General features: G+C 69.5%; 22 protein-coding genes. 6 read left to right on the top strand and 16 right to left on the bottom strand.

Features of this window, described 5'->3' with window-relative positions; translation table 11 throughout:
* Positions 1-11: 11 nt before the first annotated feature.
* From ALIDE2_RS15960 to ALIDE2_RS15935, 6 genes are read right to left on the bottom strand one after another with little or no spacing between them, the layout of a single operon-like run.
* Positions 12-410 (bottom strand): Zn-ribbon domain-containing OB-fold protein, encoded by a 399-nt coding sequence (locus ALIDE2_RS15960; protein WP_013722574.1) that lies wholly within the window; start codon positions 408-410, stop codon positions 12-14.
* Positions 407-1,579 (bottom strand): thiolase domain-containing protein, encoded by a 1,173-nt coding sequence (locus tag ALIDE2_RS15955; RefSeq protein ID WP_085945349.1) that lies wholly within the window; start codon positions 1,577-1,579, stop codon positions 407-409. The genes ALIDE2_RS15960 and ALIDE2_RS15955 overlap by 4 nt, the downstream gene beginning before the upstream one ends.
* Positions 1,580-1,584: 5 nt before the next feature.
* The gene (locus ALIDE2_RS15950; RefSeq protein ID WP_013722572.1) at positions 1,585-2,568 is read right to left on the bottom strand and encodes a Bug family tripartite tricarboxylate transporter substrate binding protein; all 984 of its coding nucleotides are present in this window, start codon (positions 2,566-2,568) and stop codon (positions 1,585-1,587) included.
* Between the two features lie 37 nt (positions 2,569-2,605).
* Complete coding sequence (locus ALIDE2_RS15945) at positions 2,606-3,406, bottom strand: SDR family NAD(P)-dependent oxidoreductase (RefSeq protein WP_013518465.1); 801 nt, start codon at positions 3,404-3,406, stop codon at positions 2,606-2,608.
* Positions 3,407-3,432: 26 nt separating this feature from the next.
* Entirely contained in the window at positions 3,433-4,989 is a 1,557-nt protein-coding gene (locus ALIDE2_RS15940; RefSeq protein ID WP_013518466.1) for a class I adenylate-forming enzyme family protein, read from the bottom strand.
* A 5-nt stretch (positions 4,990-4,994) separates the two neighbouring features.
* Complete coding sequence (locus tag ALIDE2_RS15935) at positions 4,995-5,948, bottom strand: Bug family tripartite tricarboxylate transporter substrate binding protein (protein ID WP_238530031.1); 954 nt, start codon at positions 5,946-5,948, stop codon at positions 4,995-4,997.
* Positions 5,949-6,077: 129 nt separating this feature from the next.
* Between ALIDE2_RS15935 and ALIDE2_RS15930 the strand changes: the two genes are divergently transcribed.
* On the top strand, positions 6,078-7,085 hold the full coding sequence (locus tag ALIDE2_RS15930; RefSeq protein ID WP_013518468.1) for a LacI family DNA-binding transcriptional regulator: 1,008 nt from the start codon (positions 6,078-6,080) through the stop codon (positions 7,083-7,085).
* Between the two features lie 90 nt (positions 7,086-7,175).
* Here the strand turns inward: ALIDE2_RS15930 and ALIDE2_RS15925 are convergent, their stop codons facing one another.
* Genes ALIDE2_RS15925 through ALIDE2_RS15905 form a run of 5 tightly spaced genes read right to left on the bottom strand, consistent with a single transcriptional unit; the run spans position 7,176 to position 12,247 of the window.
* Entirely contained in the window at positions 7,176-8,027 is an 852-nt protein-coding gene (locus ALIDE2_RS15925) for a citryl-CoA lyase (RefSeq protein ID WP_013518469.1), read from the bottom strand.
* Positions 8,024-9,226 carry a CaiB/BaiF CoA transferase family protein gene (locus ALIDE2_RS15920; protein WP_013518470.1) on the bottom strand — a complete coding sequence of 401 codons (1,203 nt, stop codon included), beginning with the start codon at positions 9,224-9,226 and terminating at the stop codon, positions 8,024-8,026. The genes ALIDE2_RS15925 and ALIDE2_RS15920 overlap by 4 nt, the downstream gene beginning before the upstream one ends.
* Before the next feature lie 2 nt (positions 9,227-9,228).
* The gene (locus tag ALIDE2_RS15915) at positions 9,229-10,194 is read right to left on the bottom strand and encodes a Bug family tripartite tricarboxylate transporter substrate binding protein (protein ID WP_013518471.1); all 966 of its coding nucleotides are present in this window, start codon (positions 10,192-10,194) and stop codon (positions 9,229-9,231) included.
* Positions 10,195-10,226: 32 nt separating this feature from the next.
* Positions 10,227-11,186, bottom strand: coding sequence for a Bug family tripartite tricarboxylate transporter substrate binding protein (locus ALIDE2_RS15910; RefSeq protein WP_013518472.1), 960 nt, complete (start codon positions 11,184-11,186; stop codon positions 10,227-10,229).
* Between the two features lie 50 nt (positions 11,187-11,236).
* Positions 11,237-12,247, bottom strand: coding sequence for an amidohydrolase family protein (locus ALIDE2_RS15905; protein WP_013518473.1), 1,011 nt, complete (start codon positions 12,245-12,247; stop codon positions 11,237-11,239).
* Between the two features lie 148 nt (positions 12,248-12,395).
* Between ALIDE2_RS15905 and ALIDE2_RS15900 the strand changes: the two genes are divergently transcribed.
* From ALIDE2_RS15900 to ALIDE2_RS15880, 5 genes are all read left to right on the top strand, one after another.
* Positions 12,396-13,106, top strand: a complete 711-nt coding sequence (locus ALIDE2_RS15900) for an IclR family transcriptional regulator (protein ID WP_013518474.1) — start codon at positions 12,396-12,398, stop codon at positions 13,104-13,106.
* Between the two features lie 64 nt (positions 13,107-13,170).
* A complete protein-coding gene (locus tag ALIDE2_RS15895) occupies positions 13,171-13,995 on the top strand; it encodes an HDOD domain-containing protein (RefSeq protein WP_041701037.1) in 825 nt (274 codons plus the stop codon).
* Positions 13,996-14,090: 95 nt separating this feature from the next.
* A complete protein-coding gene (locus ALIDE2_RS15890) occupies positions 14,091-14,966 on the top strand; it encodes a 2-keto-4-pentenoate hydratase (RefSeq protein WP_013518476.1) in 876 nt (291 codons plus the stop codon).
* Between the two features lie 75 nt (positions 14,967-15,041).
* Complete coding sequence (locus tag ALIDE2_RS15885) at positions 15,042-15,962, top strand: alpha/beta hydrolase fold domain-containing protein (protein WP_373279457.1); 921 nt, start codon at positions 15,042-15,044, stop codon at positions 15,960-15,962.
* A gap of 9 nt (positions 15,963-15,971) precedes the next feature.
* Complete coding sequence (locus ALIDE2_RS15880) at positions 15,972-16,832, top strand: YbgC/FadM family acyl-CoA thioesterase (RefSeq protein WP_013518478.1); 861 nt, start codon at positions 15,972-15,974, stop codon at positions 16,830-16,832.
* Positions 16,833-16,835: 3 nt separating this feature from the next.
* Here ALIDE2_RS15880 and ALIDE2_RS15875 read toward each other — a convergent pair whose 3' ends face one another.
* The 5 genes from ALIDE2_RS15875 to ALIDE2_RS15855 form a co-directional block, all read right to left on the bottom strand.
* Positions 16,836-17,324 carry a GlcG/HbpS family heme-binding protein gene (locus ALIDE2_RS15875; RefSeq protein ID WP_174764503.1) on the bottom strand — a complete coding sequence of 163 codons (489 nt, stop codon included), beginning with the start codon at positions 17,322-17,324 and terminating at the stop codon, positions 16,836-16,838.
* A 117-nt stretch (positions 17,325-17,441) separates the two neighbouring features.
* The gene (locus ALIDE2_RS15870) at positions 17,442-18,086 is read right to left on the bottom strand and encodes a response regulator transcription factor (protein ID WP_013722571.1); all 645 of its coding nucleotides are present in this window, start codon (positions 18,084-18,086) and stop codon (positions 17,442-17,444) included.
* On the bottom strand, positions 18,083-19,564 hold the full coding sequence (locus ALIDE2_RS15865; RefSeq protein ID WP_013518481.1) for a sensor histidine kinase: 1,482 nt from the start codon (positions 19,562-19,564) through the stop codon (positions 18,083-18,085). The genes ALIDE2_RS15870 and ALIDE2_RS15865 overlap by 4 nt, the downstream gene beginning before the upstream one ends.
* Before the next feature lie 22 nt (positions 19,565-19,586).
* A complete protein-coding gene (locus tag ALIDE2_RS15860; RefSeq protein WP_013518482.1) occupies positions 19,587-20,780 on the bottom strand; it encodes an MFS transporter in 1,194 nt (397 codons plus the stop codon).
* Positions 20,773-21,264, bottom strand: coding sequence for a nucleoside deaminase (locus ALIDE2_RS15855; protein ID WP_013722570.1), 492 nt, complete (start codon positions 21,262-21,264; stop codon positions 20,773-20,775). The genes ALIDE2_RS15860 and ALIDE2_RS15855 overlap by 8 nt, the downstream gene beginning before the upstream one ends.
* Positions 21,265-21,277: the final 13 nt, after the last annotated feature.

Genomic DNA, 21,277 nt, shown 5'->3' with positions numbered 1-21,277 from the left:
TTCGTTGTGGTTCATGCCGGCCGGAAGACCGGCGCATGCCGGCCTTCGGCGGTCGCGCGGAAATCGCATCGCACGGCCATTCCGATATGCAGGTCTTCCGGGGCCGCATCGATGATGTTGGTCATCATCAAAGGACCCTCCTCGACCTGCACATAGGCCAGCACGCAGTGGGAATCCGGGCGCCGGATGACGGTGCAGGCGTGGATCGTCCCCCTGCCGCTGGCCTCTTCCCAGCGCACGGCCTCCGAGCGGCAGTAGGGGCAATGGGCGCGCGGGTGCCAATGGGCTTGCCCGCAGTCGGCGCAGCGCGGCAGCAAGAGCCTGCCGCGCGCGGCGGCTTCCCAGAAGGGCAGGTTTTCGGGAAAGGCGGCGACATAGGGATCGCCGGCAAGGGCGTGGGCGTTGTTCATTGCAGGCGCTCCAGCAATACCGTGGCGTGTGCATGGCCCGCGCCCATGACGAGGCCCGGGCCGCTGGTCAGGGCGATGTCGCAGTTCGGGACCTGCACGGCAGGATGGGCTTCTCCGCGCAGCTGGCGCACGGCCTCGATGACCTTGGTGATGCCGCCGCGGTTCTGCGGGTGGTTGTTGCACAGGCCGCCGCCGTCCGTGTTCCAGGGCAGCCTGCCAACGCCAGAGATGAGGTTGCCGTCGGCGACGAAGCGGCCGCCATCGCCCTTGGCGCAGAAGCCCAAGTCTTCGAGCTGCATGGCCACCATGATGGTGAAGTTGTCGTAGACCGAGGCGTACTTCACGTCCGCGGGCGTGAGGCGGGCGTTCTCGAAGGCGCGCGGGCCGGTGACTGCGGCACCGGTCTGCAGCAGGTCGAGGCGCCCGGCCTCGTTGGTGCGGATGGTTTCCGCGAACCCGCGCACGCCGACCATGGGGCGCTTGAGCGACCGCGCAATGGAGGGGTGGACCATCACCAGCGCGCCCCCGCCGTCGGTGATCACGCAGCAATCCAGCCGCCGCAGCGGATCGGCCACGAGGGGGGAGGCCAGCACGTCGTCCGTGGTGAATACCTTGCGAAGCAGCGCATGGGGGTTGTGCTGGGCATGGTGCGACGCAGCGACCTTGACCCAGGCCAACTGCTCCATCGTCGTGCCGTATTCGTACATGTGCCGGCTGGCCAGGATGCCGTACAGGCCGGCGACCGTCCATGCGTAGGGCTGCTCGAAGGGCGCGGCGGGGCGCTCCGGGGGAATCTTGCGGATCTCGGTGCCGGTCGCCTGGCCGCTGCTGCGCGGCTTGCCGGCCAGCGTGATGAGGGCCACGGAGCACCTGCCCTGTGCGATGGCCGTGGCGGCATGGCCTACGTGCGCGATGTACGAGCAGCCGCCGGACTCCGTGCCGTCGATGTGCCGCAGGCGCAGATTCAGGTAGTCGGCCATCAGGGCGGGGATGCCGCCTGGCGCATCGGCGGCGCAGAAATAGCCGTCCACGTCGTCCATGCCCAGCCCGGCGTCGGCCAGCGCGCCGCGCGCGCATTCGGCATGCAATTGCGCCACCGACTTGTCCGGCGCATGGCGCGTCGGGTGCTCGAAGGCGCCCACGATGAAGGCGGGATGATGAAAATTCATGGCGTTCATTGGGTGGTGGCGCAGCGTTCGGGAACGGCGGTGCACGGCAGCTTGCCTATCACCTCGCCCCACTTGAGGGTTTCCGCCTTCAGGCGCTTTTCCACATCTGCCGGCGTCCCGGGCAAAGGCTCGTAGCCGAGTGCCGCGAGCTGCTCGCGGAATTCGGCCGAGGCCTGGATGCGGTTGAGTTCCGTGTTCAGCCGTTGCACGATGGCCGGCGGCAGCCGGGCCGGCCCGATCAGCGCGAACCAGCCTCCCGACTCGTAGCCCGGCACGCTGTCGGCAATCGGCGGCACGCCGGGCAGCAGCGCATGGCGCTTGACGCCGCTGACGCCTAGGGCCTTGACCTTGCCTCCTTCGATCTGCGCGATGGCGCCGCCCACCACGTCGAACATGAAATCCGTGCGGCCCGCCATCACGTCCAGGATGGCCGGGCTGCCGCCCCGGTAGGGGATGCCGTTGAGATCGGCCTGTGCGAGCTGGCCGAACAATGCCGCAGCCAGATGGTTGCCGGTGCCCACGCCCGAGGAACCGTACGAGACCGTTCCGGGGTTCTTGCGGGCGCGCTCGACCAGCTCGGCGACGTTCTTGTAGGGCGCATCCGGCGCGGTGATCAGCACGTAGTCGAAGGCGGCATAGGTGCCGACGAAGCTGAAAGCCGAAAAAGCGTCGTAGGGCAGCTTGCCCATGTGCGGCGCGATGGTGTGCAGGCTGTTGGCCGTGGCGCCCAGCGTGTAGCCATCGGGCTCGGCCTGCGCAAGCCGCTGCAGCGCGATGCTGCCCGAGGCGCCGGTGACGTTCTCCGCGACGACCTGCTGGCCCAGCGCAACGCTGAGCCGCTGGGCCACCAGGCGCGCGGCCTTGTCCGTGGCGCCGCCGGCAGCCAGCGGGATGATCATCTTGACCGGCTTGGCCGGCCAGGCCTGGGCGCTGGCGGCGCCCTGTGCCACGCACAGGCCGACCGCGGCGGCGAGCGATATCCATTGCATGGGGGTCTCCTGAAGTATCGGGATGGCCGTTGCCGCTTCAATGCGGCAGGGAGCAGGTGATGCCGCCATCGACGGCCATCACCACGCCAGTGACGTATTTGGACTCGTCCGCGGCGAAGAACAGTGCCGCGTTGGCGATGTCCCAGGCTTCGCCCATGCGCTTCATCGGCACGGCCTGCGAACGCGATGCGCGCATCCTTTCCACATCGCCGCCGAATACCGGCAGGATGGTCTGGTAGATGCGCGGGGAGTCGATGAGGCCCGGCATGATGCAGTTGCAGCGGATGCCTTCGGCCGCGTGCTGCACCGCGACCATGCGCGTGAGCTGGTTCAGCGCGGCTTTCGACGACTGGTAGGACAGCAGGGCATGCCCCGTCCAGCCGACGGCGGCAATCGACGAGACATGGATGATGGAGCCGCCGCCCTGGCGCTGCATGTGCGGGATCACCGCCTTGCATGCGAGGAAGGCGCCCCTGGCGTTGACGGCGTACACGCGGTCCCAGCTTTCCTCGCTGGAATCCAGCGTGCCTCCGCGCACGCTGATGCCTGCGTTGTTGTGCAGCACGTCGATGCGCCCGTAGGCCTCGAGCGCAACGGCCGCCGCATGCTCCAGCTGTTCGAGGCTGGCAACGTCGGCACGCACGTGCACGGCCTTGCCGCCCTCGCGGCGCACGAGTTCCGCGGTTTGCGCTGCGGACCCCTCGTTGATGTCGGCGCACACCACGTTGGCGCCTTCGCGCGCGAAGGTCACCGCGGTCGCGTTGCCGTTGCCCCAGCCCTCGCCGACGCAGCCCGCGCCCAGCACCAGTGCCGTCTTGCCCTTGAGTCGTTCCGTCATGGCCGTCTCCTTGCCTGCGTTTGCGCTCAAACGCGCCGGCTCTGCCCCGCCCAGTAGCGTTCGCGGATCTCCCGCTTCAGCACCTTGCCCACCGTGCTGCGCGGCAGTTGCGGCCACACCTCGATGGACTTGGGCGCCTTCATGCCACCCAGGCGATCGCGGCAGTAGGCCAGGGCCGCGTTCTCGTCCCACGGCACGCCGGGCTTGAGTTCGACGATAGCCTTCACCGACTCTCCCCAGTGGCTGTCGGGCACGCCGATCACGGCGCATTCGCTGACGGCCGGATGCGCCCACAGCACCTGTTCGACCTCGCTCGGGGAAATGTTGAAGCCTCCCGAGACGATCAGGTCCTTCATGCGGTCGACGATGTAGAAGTAGCCGTCCTCGTCGCGGTAGCCTACGTCGCCCGTATGCAGCCAGCCGTGGCGCAGGGTCTCGGCGGTCTTTTCGGGATCCTGGTAATAGCCCTTCATGACGAGGTCGCCCTGCACGACGATCTCCCCGCGTTCGCCGGGCGGCAGCAGGCGGCCTTCTGCGTCCATGACGCCCACGCGCACGAACGGCGAGGCGCGCCCGCAGCTGGACAGGCGGTGCCCCAGGGCCGGGTCGCCCAGGATGTGCGCGTGCTCGTCCGCCGTCATGATCGTGCAGGCGAAGGGCGCCTCGGCCTGGCCATAGGCCTGCACCATGACCGGGCCGAATACCTGCAGCGCCTCGCGCAGCTTGTCCACCGACATCGGCGCTGCCGAATAGACGAAGTAGCGCAGCGAGCGGTAGTCGCCCCTGCGCACGTCCGGGTGTGCGAGCAGCTTGTAGATCACCGTGGGCGGCAGGAAGAGCTGCGTCACCTTGTAGCGCTCGATCGCCTCGATGATGGCTGCGGGCTCGGCGCTCGGCAGGATGATGTTGGCGCCGCCGTAGCCGCAGGTGGCGAAGCACAGCGAGCCGGCCGCGTGCGTCAGCGGCGCCACCACCAGGTGCACGGGCCGCTCGCGCACGGGCATGGCGGCGTACCAGTTGGCATACATGGCCAGGTAGTTGCGGTGGCTGATCAGCACGCCCTTGGGCAGCCCCGTCGTGCCTCCGGTGCCGCGGATCGCGACGACGTCGTCGGTCCGGTCTTCGCTGCGAAAGGGCTGGGCCGGCTGCTCCCCGGCCCAGGTTTGCAAGCCGGGCACGCCGGGCAATTCGGCATCGATGCACACGATGCCTTTGAGCGCCGGCATGGCCTCGCGCAGCTGCGGCAGCTGCGCCGCGAACTGGCTGTGCACGAACAGGAATTCGCAGCCACCACGCACCAGGATGTTGACGTTCTCCTCGGGCGCATTGCGCGCATTCACGGGCAGCCAGATGCCGTTGGAGCGCACGATGCCCAGGATGGCCGCGAACGTCAGCACGTGGTTGGCGCTGAGCAAGCCGACCTTGCTCCCTCGCTCCACCCCGCAGGTCTGCAGGCCGTTGGCGATGCGGTGCGATAGGTCCTGCACCTGCGCGTAGCTCCAGGTGCTTCCTCCGGGCTCGATCAGGCAGGGGCTTTCGGCGCCATAGGTGGCTCCGCGGTCGAACAGATCGATCAATTGCATGTCCGTCACTCCGCCTTGGCGCCGCTGGCGCGCACGACTTGCAGGTAGCGCTGCCGCTCCGCCGCGATGGTGCGGCTCCACTCGGCTTCGCCCATGAAGTCGGCGTCCATGCCTATGCCCTTGGTGAACTCTCGGTAGCCGTCGCTTCCGGCCACTTCGCCCAGCACGCCGGAGAGTTTGCGGACGATGTCGCGCGGGGTGTTCGCCGGCGCGAGGAAGAAAGTGTTGGCCACCCACTCGAACCCCGGCACGCCGGCCTCGGCAACGGTGGGCATCTCCGGGAAGGAGGCCGATCGGCTGGACCCGCTGACGGCCAGGACGCGGATCTTGTCCGCGGCCAGCAGGGGCTTGGCCGTGGCGATGGCGATGAAGGAAAAGTCCACCTCGCCGGACGCAGTGGCCACTGCCGCCGGCACCTGCGCCTTGTAGGGCACGTGCATCAGCTGCGTGTTCGACAAGGTGCCCAGCTGCGCGCCCGACAGGTGCTGCGAGCTGCCGTTGCCGCCGGAGGCATAGGTCAGCCTGCCGGGGTTGGCCCTGGCGAAGTCCACCAGTTCCTTCGCGCTGCGCAAGCGCGAATTGGCGGGCACGCACAGCAGAAGCTGCACACCGCCCACCTTGGCCACGGGCACGAAGCTGTCGAGCGGGTGGTAGGGCAGCTTGGACACCATGGCCTCGTTGGTGAAGAAGCCGGTGGAGGTGATCAGGAAGGTATAGCCGTCGGGCGCCGCGCGGGCCACGTACTCGGTGCCGATGATGCTGTTGGCGCCGACCTTGTGCTCCATCACGGTGGGCACCTTCCAGCGCTCGGAGATCTGCTGGGCGATGTAGCGCGAGGATGCATCGGTCGCGGTCCCCGGCGCATAGGGCTGCACGAAGGTGATGCTGCGCTCAGGCCATTGCGCAGCGCGCACGGTCAGACCTGCCGGCAGGGCCAGGGCCGCCAGTGCCTGCAGCACGGCACGTCGCCGGGATGGGAGAAGGTTCGCTGGTTCCATGGGATCTTGTGGAAGCGTTTTCACACGATAAATCCTATGTATGCTGTGCAAAATCAGCAATCCTGTGGAACGTTTTCATTCGCGTAAACCATGACCGAACGTGTATCGATCAGAGATGTCGCAGCAGCGGCCGAGGTGTCCATCGGCACCGTGTCCCGTGTACTCAACGGCAGCGGCTACGCGAGCCAGGCCGTGCGCCAGCGCGTGCAGCAGGCCATTGCGCGGCTGGGGTACGAGCCGGACTTCACCGCCCGCCACCTGCGTACCGGCCACAGCCGCACCATCGGCTACCTGCTGCCGAACATCGCCAACCCGTTTCTGGCGATCCATCTGGCAGAGGTCGAGAAGCTCGCGCAGGGCGCGGGCTACTCGCTGTTCATCGGCAGCTCGGAGCGGCCGGCGCGCGACAAGGAACTGGTCGCGTTCTTCGAGAACCGGCGGCTGGAGGGCATCATCGCCTCGCCGTCGCACGAATACGAGGATCCGAAGTCATCGCCCTTCGGCACGACGAGCCTGCCCACGGTGATCGTCGATCGCGACCTGGGGCCCGGGTTCGACAGCGTGCTGGTGGATCACTGCCAGGGCATGCGCAAGGTGATGGAATACCTGCTTGCCCTGGGCCACCGGCGCGTGGCGCTGTTCGCCTCGGGCCCGCGCCTGCGCCCGGGCCGCGAAAAGCTGCGCGGATACCGCGCGGCGCTGGAGGATGCGGGGTTCGCGTTCGACGAGCGGCTGGTGCATCTCTCCGAGTCGTGGCTCGAATCCTCGCGCGAGCCCATGCGGCGCATGCTGCGGCTGGAAGCGCCGCCCACGGCCATCATTGCCGTGGGCACCCAATTGCTGTCGGGCGCCGTGCACGTCGTGCGCGAAGCGGGGATGGACATCCCGCGCGACATGTCCGTGGTGGGGATCGGCACGCTGGAGACGCTGGAGCTGATGTACCCGCCCGTCACGGCCCTGCGCTACAACTTCCACCAGAGCGCAAGCGCCGCCGTGCAGCTCATTCTGCAGCGCATCGAGAAAGTGGCTCCGCCGCATGCGCGCACGGTGGTCATCCAGTCGGATTTGATCCTGGGTGCTTCCTGCGGCGCGGTGTGACGAACGTATCGATGTAAAAAGGATAGCGGATACCGCTTTTCCCGCAAGACTCTACGTCGAATTCCGGGAGGAAATCAATCCGACCCGGTTTCAGGTCTGGCTGCCCGGCACCGCGCGCTGCGCAGGGCCGTCGTAGCTCCAGATGTACTCGCGGGGGATGGGGCCCTTGTTGCGCCCTCCCTGCCGCGTCTGCTCCCACGCATGGGCCAGGATGCCCACCGAGCGCGACAGGCAGAACAGGCCGCGCGCGAGCGCGGCGGGAAAGCCCAGCTCGGCATAGATCACCGCGGTGGCGCCGTCGATGTTCATCGGGATGCGCTTGCCGTTCTTGCGCGCCGCAAGCTCCTCCTCCACCGCGCGCCCTATGCGCGCAAAGCGCCCGCCGACCACGCCGGCCCGGGCGGCCTCGTCCACCAGTTCCAGGAGGCGCGGCGCGCGCGGGTCGATGGGGTGGAAGCGGTGGCCGAAGCCGGAGACGAACTTCCCGTGGCGGTCGATCGCCTCGTCGAGGCCCGCGCTCGCGGCGGCGCGAAGGTCCTCGCCCCGGTCCAGCCGCCGCGCGATGCAGGCATACATCTCCACGGCCTGCTCACCCGCGCCTCCGTGCACGTCGCCCAGCACGTTCACCGCCGAGGCCATGGCGTTGTTCAGGCCCACGCCGCAGGTGGCGGCCATGCGGGCTATGGCGATGCTCGGCGCCTGGGGGCCATGGTCCACCGCGGCCACCAGCGCGGCGTCGAGCAGGCGCGCCTCGCCTTCGCTCGGGAGCTCGCCGCGCGTCATCAGCCAGATCATCTGCGCGAAGCCGACGCGGCCGATCAGCTCCTGTATGGGGTAGCCGCTGTAGCGGATGCTGCCCGGCGCCATGTCGATGATGGAGGTGCGCCACCAGTCCCTCACGGCCTGCCGCACCTGTTCCGTGTCTTTCGGTGTCGTGCTCATACGATCTCCTGCTGCTTGAAGGATGCGATCTCTTCCTCGGCATAGCCCAGCTCGGCCAGGATCGCGTCGGTGTGCTCGCCCAGCCGGGGCGGCGGCGCGTCCACGGAAGGCGCCTCCCCGTTGAGCTTGAAGCCCGTGCGCACGAGCCGGATGTCGCGGCCCACGCCCGGGGCGTCCTTGAACGTGGCCACCATGCCCCGCGTGCTGATCTGGGGGTGGTCCAGGGCCTGCGGCACGCTGTACACGGGCCCGGACGGCACTCCGGCGGCGTTGAGCAACTGCCACCAGGCATCGGCCGAACGGGCGGCCAGCTCGGTTTCCATCAGGCGCTTGAGCTCGGCCCTGTTCCCGAGCCGGGCGTGGCGCTCGGCAAAGCGCGGGTCCTGCTTCCATTCGGGGCGGCCCAGCACGTCGCAGACTTTCTCGAACTGCTCCTGCTTGTTGGCCGCGATGTTCAGCAGCCCGTCGCCCGTCCTGAAGGTTCCGGAGGGGCTCGCGGTCACGTTGTCGTTGCCCATGGGCTGCGGTGCGCGCCCGGCGACGAGGTGGTTGGAAACGGCCCACCCCATCGTCGCCATGGTGGCCTCCAGCATCGATACGTCGATGAACACGCCTTTGTTGCGCTTCGGACTGGCCAGGGCCGATGCCACGGCGAATGCGGCCGTGATGCCGCCGATGGTGTCGGCGATGGGGTAGCCGACGCGCAGCGGCGCCGACTCCTGGTCGCCGGTGATGCCCATCACGCCGGACATGCCCTGGATGATCTGGTCATACGCGGGGAAGTCGCGCAGCGGGCCGGTCTGGCCGAAGCCCGAGATCGCGCAGTAGACGAGCCCGGGGTTCTCCTGGAGCAACTCCGCGTAGCCCAGGCCCAGGCGGTCCATGACGCCGGGCCGGAAGTTCTCCACCACCACGTCCGCCGTGCGCACCAGCCTGCGGAACACGGCCTTGGCGCTCTCTTTCTTGAGATCGAGCGTGATGGAGCGCTTGCCGGGGTTCTGCGCGAGGAAGGACACGCCCATGTTGCGGCGGTTGAGCTCCACGTCGGCGCCCAGCTGGCGCGCCAGGTCGCCGCCCAGCCGCGCCTCGACCTTGATGACGTCGGCGCCCATGTGGGCGAGCTGATGGCAGCAGAAGGGGCCGGCGAGCACGTTGGTCAGGTCCAGCACCCGAACGCCTTGCAGAGGTTTGATCGGCATGGTCACTCCGGCTTGATGCCGGCCTGTTTGATGACTGCGCTCCAGCGCTGGATCTCGCTGTGCACGAACTGCGTCGCCTGCTCGGGCGTGCTGCCCACCACGGTAAGCCCCATCTCGGCGAACTTCTTCCTGGCCTCGGGTTGCGCCAAGGCTGCATTGATGGCCTTGCCGAGCTTGTCGATGACGGGCTGGGGCGTGCCTGCCGGCGCGCCGAGCCCGACCCAGTAGTCGATGTCCATCGCCGGGATGCCCGCTTCCTTGGCCGACGGCACGTCGGGCAGCAGGGCATTGCGCTGTGCACCGGTCACCATCAACGCCCGGAGCTTGCCGCTGCGGATGTGGGACAGCGCGGTGGGCACCGCGGTGATCAGCGCCTGCACCTGGTTGCCCATCAGGTCGGCAAGCACCGCGCCGGCCCCCTTGTAGGGCACGTGCACGATGTCCGTCCCGGTAACGCTCTTGAACAGCTCGCCCGCCAGATGGGTGTTGGTGCCGTTGCCTCCCGAACCATAGTTGAGCTTGCCGGGCTGCGCCTTTGCCAGCGCGATGAATTCCTGCACCGTCTTGGCGGGCACGTTCGGATTCACCACCAGCACATGCGGCACCTTGACGGCCGTCGTGATCTGGGAGAACGCCTTGAGCGGATCGAAAGGCATGTTCGGCAGCAAGCCTGCGGCAATCGCGTAGGCCAGTTCGACCGTCAGCAGTGTGTTGCCATCGGGGGCCGCGCGCGAGGCGAGGCCCCAGCCGATGAGCCCGCCGCCTCCGGTGCGGTTATCGACCACCATGGGCGAACCCACGCTTGGCGCCGCGAACTGCGCAATCACCCGTGTCGAAAGGTCTGCAGTACCGCCAGGCGAATAGGGAACGATGATGGTGATGGGCTTGCCCTGCGCGAAGGCCGGTGTGCCGAGCATGCTGGCGGCGCCGGCCAGAAGCATGTGGCGGCGCATGTTGTCGATGGGCATGGATGTCTCCGAGTCATGGTGGAAAGAAGGTATCAGTCGAGCTTGGCGCCCGACTCGCGTACGGCAGTCCCCCAGCGGGCCTGCTCGCTCTTCAGGAAGGCGCCGAGTTCGGCGGGGGTGCCGCCACGCGCCACGCTGCCTTCGTCGCGCAGGCGCTCGGCGATCTCCGGGCGGGCGAGCGCCGCATTCACGGCCTTGTTGATCTGGGCGATAGCTTCCGGCGGCGTGCCGGCCGGCGCCACCATGGCCTTCCAGTCCTCCGCCTCGAAGCCCGGGTAGCCGGATTCGGCCACCGTCGGCACGTCGGGCAGCACCGACAGGCGCTTGGGCGAAGTGACGGCCACCGCGCGCAGCTTGCCGCTCTTGATCAGGGAAATGACGCTCGGCGGCGTGGCGAAGTACATGTCCGTGACGCCGCCCAGCAGATCGGTGGTGGCAGGTCCGGCGCCCTTGTAGGGCACGTGCATGACCTTGATCCCGGCACGCTTGGCAAACATCTCGCCGCCCACGTGGCCCACCGTACCGGTACCGGCCGAGGCCATCGTGAGCTGCTTGGCCTGCGTCTTCACGTCGGCCAAGGTTTTGATTGGAGAGTCCGGCCTGACCACGAGCACCACAGGCTGCGAAGCCAGCAGCACCACGGGCGCGAAGTCCTTGCCCGCATCGAATGGCATCTTCGTGTACAGGGTCGGGTTGATCGCCAGATTGGCCGTCTGCCCCGTGCCCAGGGTGTATCCGTCTTTCCTGGCTTTGGCGACAGCGTCCAGTCCGATGTTGCCTCCCGCGCCGGGCTTGTTATCGACCACGAAGGTCCATTTCTCCTTGAGCGCTACCTCGTTGGCAACCAGGCGCGTCAGCACGTCAGTGCCGCCGGCGGGGGGGAACGGCACGATCAGCTTGATGGGCTGGCTTGGGTAGCCGCCCTGCGCCATCGAGGCCAGGGGCAGCGCGCAAATGGCGGCAAGAAGCAAGCGGCGAGGCGTATCGACCATGGAATGTCTCCGTTGAGTAGATGAAAAAGAATGTGGGCCGGTGGGCCGTTTCAGGCGATCCTGTAGACCCGCGTCGCGGTGCCTTCGAACAGCGCCCGCCTTTCCTGTGCGCTGGCGCCGGATGTGAGGCGTTTGAAGGCGTTCCAGAGCGTCGCGTAGGAATACGAGCCCTTGTCCACGGGGAAATTGCTCTCGAACATGCAGCGCTCGGCGCCGAAAGCCTCGATGCAGGTTTCCATCCATGGGCGCCACGCGGCGGCCAGTTGCTGCGAGGAGGGCGGTGTTTCGGATTTCTCGAAATCGAAGCCGTTGATGCGCATGCCCAGCCCGCCCAGCTTGACGTACACGTTCGGAAGCCGGGCCAGTTCCCGCATGGCGCGGGCCCATTGCCTGAAGACCTCGTCCCGGCATTGCGCATAAGGGCCGATGCGCACGATGCCGCCGCAATGGTTCACGACGACCGTGGTGTCGGGAAAGGCCTCGGCAAGGTCCTGCAGTTCGGGCAGCTGGTGGAAGAACAGCCAGGCGTCGTAGGACAGCCCCAGCGGCGCGAGCTGCGCCACGCCCTCCCTGTAGGCGCCGTCAAGCATGAGCCGCGCGGGGACCGCCGACAGCGGATTGACCAGCGATGCGTCCGCGTCCCAGGTCGTGAGGTGCCGGATGCCGCGGAAACGCCCGCGCCCCGCCTCGATGTGTGCCTGCAGAACCTCGCGTACCCGGGCCCCCGCGCGCAGATCGGCGTGGCCGACGATGCCCGCCGCGACGTTCACGCCGGTCGCTGCCAGGGAGTCGGCGGCATGGGCGACGTACTCGGTCTCCCCGGCGGCGCGCAGGTTGGCGGGCCCTTCCCGGCGGTACCGGGTCTGGGCCTGCATATAGACCGTTGAGTGGATCTTGTGGCCCGAGCGCACGTCCGCCAGGTATTCGCTGGCCAGATAGGTCCAGCCCGGGCGATCGAAAAAGTGGTGATGGACATCCACGATCGGCAGGTCCGGCTCCAGGATTTCTTCCTGCCCGAGTGCAAGCCAATCGGGACGCACGGCCAGGTAATTGCTGCTCATGGTGGTGTCCGGGATGAGGGATCGGCGCCCTGGCGCCGAATATGTTTTGTTCTGTCTTATAGAACTAAAATTCAAAAGATAGAACAATAGTAGTTGTGAGGATCCGGCGTGTCAATCGGGCCCCTGGTTTCCCGTTACCCTCGGCGCCATGCCAAAGAAGTCCGCAACCACCTCTCTCGCCGATGAACAGGCCGCTCCAGGCGGCGCCGCCGCCGTCGACAAGGCGGTCACCGTCCTTGCCGCCTTCCGGGCGGGAGACAGGGCGCTGAGCGTCACGGAGCTGGCAGAGCGCACACGGCTTTACAAGAGCACCGTGCTGCGCCTGCTGGCGTCGCTTGCGCATGGACGCCTGGTGCAGCGGACGGCGGACGGCCAGTGGAGCCTCGGCCCCGAGGTGGCACGCCTGGCGTCGATCTATTCGGCATCGTTCTCGCTCGAGGACCTGGTCATGCCCGAGATGCGCGCGCTGATGGAGCGCACGCAGGAAAGCGTGGCGTTCCACGTCCGCCAGGGTGATCAGCGCCTGGTGCTCTACCGCGTCGATTCGCCCCAGTTGCTGCGCGACCACGTGCGCGCCGGGGATCTGCTACCGCTGGACCGGGGGGCGGGGGGGCGCGTCCTCATGGCGTTCGCGGGGGCCAAGGGCCGCATGTACGACAAGGTGCGGCGCGATGGATTCGTCATGGTCTCGGGAGACCGCGTCCCGGGGCTGGTCGGCATATCCGCGCCGGTATGGAACGCAGCCCGGGAACTGGTGGGCGCGCTCACGCTCACCGCGCCGGAGCAGCGGGTGCGGCCATCGTTCGCCGACGAGCTGCGGCGCTCGGCGCAGGCATTGACCGGGCTGCTCGGCGGATGAGATGCTGCAGGCGGCAACAATCGTTACATAATCCCCGCACCTTCCTGTCCGGGCAATGCAATCGATGGAGTTGAATGCACTGCTGGAACAGCCCTTCGTGCTGCCCAGCCTGCCACGCGCCGTGGCACTACTGATGAACGAGCTGGGCAGCGCCGAGCCGAGCCTGCGGCGGCTGAACCAGCTCTTCGGCACCGACCCGGCGCTGGCCGCGCGGCTGCTGCAGGAAGCCAACTCCGCCCCCTTTGCCGCGCAGCGCCAGGTCAGCGGCATTCCCGAGGCGCTGGCCCTGCTGGGCGTGGACCGGCTGCGCACGCTGGTGGCCGCGGCCCCGCCGGGCACCACGTCGCGCTCGGTGCCGGGCGTGAACCTGCAGCATTTCTGGCGCTACAGCCTCTACACGGCCAAGCTCGCGCGCGCGCTGGCGGGCCTGGTGCACCACAACCAGATCGCGGCCTACACGGCGGGGCTGCTGCATGGCGTGGGCGAGCTTGCGCTGCACATGGCCGACGCAGCGCGCATGCAGTCCGTCAACGCGCTGGTGGGGCCGCTGGATCTGCGCCGCGCCAAGCTGGAGCAGCACCTGCTGGGCTACTGCTATGCGCAGGTCAGCGCGGGCCTGGCCTGGCGCTGGCAGCTGCCAGACGTGGTGGTCGATGCGCTGCGCCACCATCCAGCACCGTTCGACAACGACGTTTGCGAACCCCTGGCCGGCGTGCTGCACCTGGCCGCCTGGCGCGCCCGCGCGCGCGAGGCGGGGCTGGGCGCGCGCGAGCTGGCCGTGACCTTCCCCGGCGAGGTGGGCGTGGCCCTGGGCCTGGACATCGATATGGTGCTGCAGCAGGACCCCATCGACTGGAAGGCGCGCTCCGACGCGGGCGACTACGTATGAGCCGGGGCCGGCCCGGCCGGTGGGTGAGAGCCTTGTGTGCAGCGCCGGCCGGACGCCATTACGATCAGCCGCCACGACACAACAAGGAGACCGGCATGACCATGAAGCAATCTTTCACCGCGCTGGGTGCGGGCCTCGCACTGGCGCTGGCCATGGGCGCACAGGCCCAGTGCCTGAGCGACGGCGAGGTGGGCGTCCTTGCCTCGCACTATTCGGCCAAGACGCCCGCGCCCAATTTCCCAGCGCTTTCGGACGCGGACGGCGCCTGCACGCGCGCCAAGTTCAACGTGCTGCTGGCCTCCAGCCTGGGCAAGGTGGTGGGCTACAAGGCGGGCTTGACCAACCCAGCGGTGCAAAAGCGCTTCCGTACCGACAAGCCCGTCTGGGGCAAGCTCTACGAGGGCATGGTCCAGCCAAGCGGCACCGCCGTGCCCGCCGCCTTCGGCGCCCGCCCGCTGTACGAGGCCGACATGCTGGTGCGCGTGAAGGACGCGGCCATCAACCACGCGCGCACGCCCTACGAGGTGCTGCAGCACATCGACCAAGTGATTCCCTTCATTGAGCTCCCCGACCTGATCGTGCAGGCGCCGCCGCAGCTCAACGGCCCCGGCGTGGCCGCGATCAACGTGGGTGCGCGCCTGGGCGTGGCGGGCCAGCCCATCGCCGTGCCGGCCACGCGCGGCGAGCGCTACGCGCTGCTCGACGCGCTCGAACGCATGGAGGTGCAGCTCACCAACGACAAGGGCGAATTGCTGGCCAGCGGCAAGGGCAGCGACATCCTGGGCCAGCCGCTCAATGCGGTGGTCTGGCTGGCGCAGGCGCTGCAGCAGGAGGACATCACCCTGCAGCCGGGCGACCTGGTCAGCCTGGGTTCGTTCTCGCCGCTGCTGCCGCCGCGCGCCGGGCTCGGCGTCACGGCCACCTATGTGGGCCTGCCCGGCGCGCGGCCGGTGCAGGTGCATTTCAAGTAAAGGACGCATCCATTGACGACGACCGGCCCCGATTCCGCCCTCCCTTCGCCCCACCATGCGCGGCTCACGCCGCAGATGCGCAGCGTCGTCGACCGCATGGCGCGCGCCGGCCGTCCTCCCCTGCACACGCTGACCCCCGCCGAGGCCCGCGCCGCCTATGAGCTGGGCGCCGGCGTGCTGGAGGTGCCGAAGGCCGCGCTGCCCCGCGTGGAGGACCTGCGTATCCCTGCGCGAGATGGCCTGCCGCTGCCAGCGCGCCTGTACGCGCCCGGGGCCGGGCGCGCGCTGCCGCTGCTGCTGTACCTGCACGGCGGGGGCTTCACCGTCGGCAGCGTGGACACGCACGACGTGCTGTGCCGCGAGCTTGCGCGCCTGGCCGGCTGCATGGTGGTGTCGCTCGGCTACCGGCTTGCGCCCGAGCACCCGTTCCCCCGCGCCAGCGACGACGCCTGGGACGCGCTGGCCTGGGTGGCCGCCAACGCCGCCCGGCTGGGCGCAGACCCGGCGCGGCTGGCCGTGGGCGGCGACAGCGCGGGCGGCACGCTGGCGGCCGTCAGCGCCATACTGGCGCGCGACGTCGGCCTGCCGCTGGCGCTGCAGCTCCTGATCTATCCCGGAACCACGGCGCACCAGGACACGCCCTCGCACACCGAGTTCGCCTACGGCCCGGTGCTCGACCGCGCGGCCATAGGCTGGTTCTTCGACCAGTACATCCCCAGCCGCGCCGAGCGCGAGGACTGGCGCTTCGCCCCGTTGCTCGCCCCCGACGTGGACGGCGTGGCCCCCGCCTGGATCGGCCTGGCCGAATGCGACCCGCTGGTGGACGAGGGCGTAGCGTACGGCGACAAGTTGCGCGCCGCCGGCGTGGCCGTCGATCTGGAGATCTACCGCGGCGTCACGCACGAATTCATCAAGATGGGCCGCGCCATTCCCGAGGCGCGCCAGGCCCACCAGGACGCGGCGCACGCCCTGCGTGCCGCCTTTCTCATCGACTGAAAACAAGCCATGCAACGAAAAGACTTCCGCTGCTGCCACCGCCTGCGTGTGCGCTGGTCCGAGGTGGACATCCAGAAAATCGTCTTCAACGCCCACTACCTCACCTATGCCGACTGTGCCATGACCGAATACTGGCGCGCGCTGGCGCTGCCCTACGAGGCCGGCATGCAGGCCCTGGACGGCGAGGTGTACCTCAAGAAGGCCAGCGTGGAGTACCACGCCTCGGCGCGCCTGGACGACCTGCTGGACTTGGGGCTGCGCTGCGCGCGCGTGGGCAACACCTCCCTGGTGTTCGAGTGCGGCGTGTTCGCGGGCGAGCGGCTGCTGGCCGCCATCGAGCTGGTCTACGTCTTCGCTGATCCGGCCACGCAGACCAAGCGCGCCGTGCCGCCCCAGCTGCGCGCCATGATCGAGCACTTCGAGGCCGGCGGCGAGATGGTCGAGCTGCGCGTGGGCGACTGGGCCACCCTGGGCCGCGACGCCACCCGGCTGCGCATGGCGGTGTTCGTACAGGAGCAGGGCATAGACCCCACGATCGAGCTCGACGAGCACGACGCCACGGCCGTGCACGCCGTGGCCTACAACCGCCTGGGCCAGGCCGTGTCCACGGGCCGCCTGCTGTACGAGGCCCCGGGCGACGCGCGCATAGGCCGCATGGCCGTGGACCGCGTGGTGCGCGGCCAGCGCTGGGGCCGCATGGTGCTCGATGCCCTGGTGGATGCCGCGCGATCGCGCGGCGACGCGCTAGTGACGCTTCACGCCCAGCGCAGCGCCGAGGGCTTCTACCGCCGCGCGGGCTTCGAGGTGCAGGGCGAGCCGTTCGAGGAAGCGGGCATACCGCACATCACCATGCGACGGGCGTTGCCGTAGCCGTTACCTGAGCAATTCCTGCACCTGGTCGATCGCCGCCTTGGCGCACTGCTCATCCAGATGGCCGCCGGGGGCGCCGCCAATGCCCACGGCGCCGATCACTTCGTTGCCCGCCTTGACCGGCAGGCCGCCGCCCAGCAGCAGGTAGCCCGGGATCTGGCCCAGGTTGGCCGCGCCGGGGTTCTTCTGCGAGCCTTCCATGATGGCGCTGGTGCTGTTCTTGGCCGATGCCGACGTGTAGGCTTTCAGGCGGCTGGCCTCCAGGGTGTGGGGGCCGGCGTTGTCGGCGCGCAGCTGCGCGCGCACCTGGCCGGCGCGGTCCACCACGGTGGCCGCCACCGCGTAGCCGTTGGCGGCGCAGGCGGCGATGCTGTGCGTGGCGATCTGGCTGGCGAGTTCCAGCGACATGTTTTTCTCGGTGCGCACGGCCTGGGCGTTGGCGGCACCGGCGATGGCGGCGGTGGCGAGCAGGGCGATGGTCTTGGCTTGCATGGGTGCTTTCTTCGGCAGGTTGACAGATGCCGCAGCGGCGCTGCGGACATGGGTGCCACTGTAGGAAAAGCCTCCCGTGCGCACCATTCGCATGGCTACGCTGGGCGTTACGTAGTTTTACGCGGTGGGCGGTGCATCCACTTCCGCCAGGCTGGCGTAGCGGCGCACGAGGTGCGCCAGGCTTGGTACTTGCAGCTTGGCGAACAGGTTGGCGCGGTGCACCTCCACGGTGCGTGGCGAAAGCTCCAGTGCGCGTGCCATTTCCTTGTTCGACAGGCCCTGCACGATCAGCGCCAGTACCTGGCGCTCGCGCGTGGAGAGTTCGGCAAAACGCTGCTCGGCGTCGCGATCCGCCTGGCGCTGCAGGCGCGCGCGCACATGCTGGCGCACGGCCGCCTGCAGCGTCTCCAGCAGCAGCTCGTCGTCCACCGGCTTCTCCAGGAACTCCGCCGCGCCGGCCTTGAACGCGCGCCGGCACATGTCCACCGTGCCGTGGCCGGTCAGCAGGACGATGGGGTGGTCCACCCCCTGATCCACGAGCTGCGCCAGCAGCGCCAGGCCGCCGATGCCGGGCATGCGCACGTCGAGCACGATGGCGCCTATGCCTTCTCGGTCGAACCGCGCGGCAAACGCCAGGGGATCGGCCCAGGTCTGCACGCGCAGGCCAATGGTGGAGATGAGCAGCGCCAGGCTGCCGCGCACTGCGTCGTCATCGTCCACTAGGTGGATCAGCGGGGATAGGTCTGCGTTGGAGGCTGTCATCTCGTGGCGTGCACCGGCAGGCGCAGGGCGAAACAGGCACCGGGGCCGGGGGCGGGCTCGTGCAGCTGCAGGCTGCCGCCCATGGTCTCGGCCAGGCTTTGGCTCAACGTCAACCCCAGGCCCAGGCCGTGGTCGCGGTTGGTGGCGAAAGGGATGAACAGGCGGGGCAGCATGTCGGGGGCGATGCCGGGGCCGCTGTCGCGCACCGTGAGCAGCAGCTGCGCGCCCTGGTGCGCGATCGTGATCCAGATCTGGTGTTCGCCCAGGGGCATCGCCTCGATCGCCTGCAGCGCGTTGGCCAGAAGGTTGTGCAGGATTTGCTGCAACGCCACCGCATCGGCGCTGGCGGCGGGAAGGCCGGGCGCGAACTGCGTGTGCACCTGCACCTTGTGGGCGGCAAGCTGTGGTTCGAGCAGGTGCAGCGCGTCGGCGGCGGCCTGGGGCAGGTCGATGGCACTGGTGCGCGCCGCCGCGTCCGGGCGTTCGACCAGGCGGCGTAGCCGCGTCACCACGTCCGATGCGCGCCGCGCCTGCGCCACCGCCTGCGCCAGGGCCTGGCGCAGCAGCGGCATGTTGGGTTCATCGTCGGCCAGCAGGCGCTGCGCGGCCTGGCTGCTGGCAAGCACCGCCGTGAGCGGCTGGTTGAGCTCGTGCGCCATGCCGGCGGCGAGTTCCCCCAGGGTGTTCAACCGCGCCACCTGGCCCAGCTGCAGCAGCTGCTCGGCGCGCCGGCGGGCCACGCGCTGGCGCATCAGCTGGCGCAGGGCAGCGAGAAGGGCCGCACTGCCTGCCACCCAGCCGAGCATCGCGGCCCAGGGCAGCATGTCGGCGCGCACCGTCTGCTGCATGTGCAGCGCAAGGGGCTGGCTAGCGGCCGCCAGCGTCTTCTCGGCCCGCCAGTGCCAGTGCCAGCGTCCCGCGGTCTCAGCGCCGCCCTGGATCTCGTAGTGCTGGCTGCCGAGCGTGAACCAAGCGCGCACCGGGCTGCCGGAGGGCAGCGGCCAGTCGTCGGCCGATGCAGTGGCGTGCAGGTCCAGGTGCAGCGCAAAGCTGGCGGGCGAGCCGGCTTGCACCAAGTAGAGCTGGCCGCTGGCCAGGTCGCTGCGGGCCAGCATGGCGTGGCCGCTGGCGCGCGACTGTGCGAGCGCCGCATCCATGCCCTGCGGCCAGCCGGCGGGCCAGGCCTGCGCGGCATCGTCGTGGCGCAGCACTTCGCGCACCTGCGGGTAGGGGCGGGCGAGCGCGCTCCAGGGCACGGGCCCGGCCGCTGGGCCTTCGGGCTGCAACAGTACCAGCGTGGCCAGGATGGCCTCGTGCTGCACCATGCGCTGGCTGAGCACGCGGTGGGCAATGCGCGCGTCGGTGTCGAAGGCGTCGTGCAGCTGCTGCAGGCGCTGCCGCGCCAGCCATGCGCAGCCGGCTGCGGCCAGCACCAGCCAGGCCAGCAGCCACGGGGCGGTGCGGCGCAATCCGTTCATGGGCAAATTCTGGCACGCGGCTTCACGGCGCCGGCGGGTGCATCGCGCGCTCGAACCGCGCGGGCGCAAAGCGTGCCACCAGCACCGCAACGAGCAGCGCAATGGCGCACTGCATCCACCAGCCGCTGGAAAAGCCGCCGCTGCCCTGGTGCAGCCGTGCCATCAGCCAGGTCGGCAGGGCCGAGAGCAGAAAGCCGCCGCCCTGCATCAGCGCGTTCAGCGCACCGGCCTGCAGCGGTGCGTGCAGATGGTCCAGCGCCACCAGCATGAAGAAGGTGAAGCAGCCGCCCAGGCCCACGCCCAGCACGATGGCAGTGGCCAGCGGCGCAGCCAGGGGAGCCCTGGCCAGCAGCGCGAAACCCAGCGCCTGGCAGCCGAGCGTGAGCCAGAGCCAGGGCCGGCGATCGGGCCCGCCGCGCGTGGCCAGCACCGGCAGCAGCAGGGCGGCCACCGCTTGCGCGATTGACAGGACGGCGACCAGCGTGCCGCTGCGCGCGGCGCTCAAGCCCAGCTCTTGGTAGTGCGGCGCCAGCCACGCGACCATGCTGGCGTAGCCGCCGTTCATCAGGCCAAAGGCCAGCATCAGGTACCAGGTGCGCGGGCGGCGCAGCAGCCAGGCGGTGGCGCCGCCGCGTGTCCCTGTGGCCGCGGGCGCCGCCATGCGGTCCAGCTGCCGCCAGGCAAGCGCCAGCGCCGCCAGCACGGGCAGCGACCACAGCGCCAGGGCGCCTCTCCAGTCCACGCCCCATTGCAGCGCCAGCGGGGAAAGCTGCGCGCCCAGCGCGCCGCCGCTCATGAGGGCGGCCGAGTACACGCCCATCATCGGCGCGACATGGCGCGGCGTGTGCAGCTTGATCAGGCCCGGCAGCACGCCCTGTACCAGCGCCACGCCCACGCCGCACAGCGCGGCGGTGGCGATCAGCCAGGCGGGAACCAGGCGCAGCGCGCAGCCCAGCGCCAGCAGCGCGAGCGCCAGTGCCAGCGTGGACCGCGCGCCCACGCGGTGCAGCACGGCGGGCGCAAGCCAGGTGCCCGCGCCCATCAGCGCCATGGGCAGCAGCGTGAGCCAGGCCAGCGCCTGCAGGCTCAGGCCCGTGTGCGCCTGGATGGCCGGCGTGAGCGGCCCCACGGCGGTGAGGAACGGGCGCAGGTTGAGCGTGACCAGCACCACCGTGGCCAGCCATGCCGGCGCGATGCGCGCGGCGCGCTCAGCCACGGGGCGTTTCTGGCCAGGGGGCGTCGCCGTACAGCTGCGCCGCGCTGATGCCGGTGTCGAGCCGCTCCATGGGCAGGGGAGGCGGGTCGAGCGGCAGGCGCAGGCGCTGGTAGGTGCCTTCGCTGGACAGGCCATAGGGCGCAGCATCCCGGTTGTCGAAGGCGAAGAACACGCGCTCGGCCCCGGCCATGACCAGCGCCGCCAGGCACATCGGGCAGGGGTGGCCGCTGGCGTAGACGCTGCAGCCGGCAAGGCTCGCGTCGCGCCTTGCGCGCGTGGCCTCGCGCAGCGCCTGCATCTCGGCGTGCGCGCTGGGGTCGCAGGTCTGGTGGGTCTCGTTCACGCCGGTGGCCAGTTGCCGGCCGTCGCGCGCGATCACGGCGCCAAAGGGCCGCCCGCCCTGCATGCGGTTGGCGTGCGCCAGGTCGACGGCGCGGCGCAGCAGCGCAATGTCGCTGGTCGAGGTGGCAGGTGTCAGTGTCATGCCCAGGGGCCTC

Source organism: Alicycliphilus denitrificans K601 (genome assembly GCF_000204645.1).
Lineage (GTDB): Bacteria > Pseudomonadota > Gammaproteobacteria > Burkholderiales > Burkholderiaceae_C > Alicycliphilus > Alicycliphilus denitrificans.
This window is presented reverse-complemented; position numbering and strand designations above follow the sequence as displayed.

Excerpts from the sequence above, each read along its gene's own strand:
- ALIDE2_RS15915 (WP_013518471.1), bottom strand. The coding sequence starts at position 10,194 with ATGCCCATCGACAACATGCGCCGCCACATGCTTCTGGCCGGCGCCGCC.
- ALIDE2_RS15890 (WP_013518476.1), top strand. The coding sequence starts at position 14,091 with ATGACCATGAAGCAATCTTTCACCGCGCTGGGTGCGGGCCTCGCACTG.
- ALIDE2_RS15880 (WP_013518478.1), top strand. The coding sequence starts at position 15,972 with ATGCAACGAAAAGACTTCCGCTGCTGCCACCGCCTGCGTGTGCGCTGG.
- ALIDE2_RS15925 (WP_013518469.1), bottom strand. The coding sequence starts at position 8,027 with ATGAGCACGACACCGAAAGACACGGAACAGGTGCGGCAGGCCGTGAGG.
- ALIDE2_RS15950 (WP_013722572.1), bottom strand. The coding sequence starts at position 2,568 with ATGCAATGGATATCGCTCGCCGCCGCGGTCGGCCTGTGCGTGGCACAG.
- ALIDE2_RS15885 (WP_373279457.1), top strand. The coding sequence starts at position 15,042 with ATGCGCAGCGTCGTCGACCGCATGGCGCGCGCCGGCCGTCCTCCCCTG.
- ALIDE2_RS15945 (WP_013518465.1), bottom strand. The coding sequence starts at position 3,406 with ATGACGGAACGACTCAAGGGCAAGACGGCACTGGTGCTGGGCGCGGGC.
- ALIDE2_RS15900 (WP_013518474.1), top strand. The coding sequence starts at position 12,396 with ATGCCAAAGAAGTCCGCAACCACCTCTCTCGCCGATGAACAGGCCGCT.
- ALIDE2_RS15930 (WP_013518468.1), top strand. The coding sequence starts at position 6,078 with ATGACCGAACGTGTATCGATCAGAGATGTCGCAGCAGCGGCCGAGGTG.
- ALIDE2_RS15865 (WP_013518481.1), bottom strand. The coding sequence starts at position 19,564 with ATGAACGGATTGCGCCGCACCGCCCCGTGGCTGCTGGCCTGGCTGGTG.
- ALIDE2_RS15905 (WP_013518473.1), bottom strand. The coding sequence starts at position 12,247 with ATGAGCAGCAATTACCTGGCCGTGCGTCCCGATTGGCTTGCACTCGGG.
- ALIDE2_RS15855 (WP_013722570.1), bottom strand. The coding sequence starts at position 21,264 with ATGACACTGACACCTGCCACCTCGACCAGCGACATTGCGCTGCTGCGC.
- ALIDE2_RS15875 (WP_174764503.1), bottom strand. The coding sequence starts at position 17,324 with ATGCAAGCCAAGACCATCGCCCTGCTCGCCACCGCCGCCATCGCCGGT.
- ALIDE2_RS15960 (WP_013722574.1), bottom strand. The coding sequence starts at position 410 with ATGAACAACGCCCACGCCCTTGCCGGCGATCCCTATGTCGCCGCCTTT.
- ALIDE2_RS15940 (WP_013518466.1), bottom strand. The coding sequence starts at position 4,989 with ATGCAATTGATCGATCTGTTCGACCGCGGAGCCACCTATGGCGCCGAA.
- ALIDE2_RS15910 (WP_013518472.1), bottom strand. The coding sequence starts at position 11,186 with ATGGTCGATACGCCTCGCCGCTTGCTTCTTGCCGCCATTTGCGCGCTG.
- ALIDE2_RS15955 (WP_085945349.1), bottom strand. The coding sequence starts at position 1,579 with ATGAATTTTCATCATCCCGCCTTCATCGTGGGCGCCTTCGAGCACCCG.
- ALIDE2_RS15920 (WP_013518470.1), bottom strand. The coding sequence starts at position 9,226 with ATGCCGATCAAACCTCTGCAAGGCGTTCGGGTGCTGGACCTGACCAAC.
- ALIDE2_RS15870 (WP_013722571.1), bottom strand. The coding sequence starts at position 18,086 with ATGACAGCCTCCAACGCAGACCTATCCCCGCTGATCCACCTAGTGGAC.
- ALIDE2_RS15895 (WP_041701037.1), top strand. The coding sequence starts at position 13,171 with ATGGAGTTGAATGCACTGCTGGAACAGCCCTTCGTGCTGCCCAGCCTG.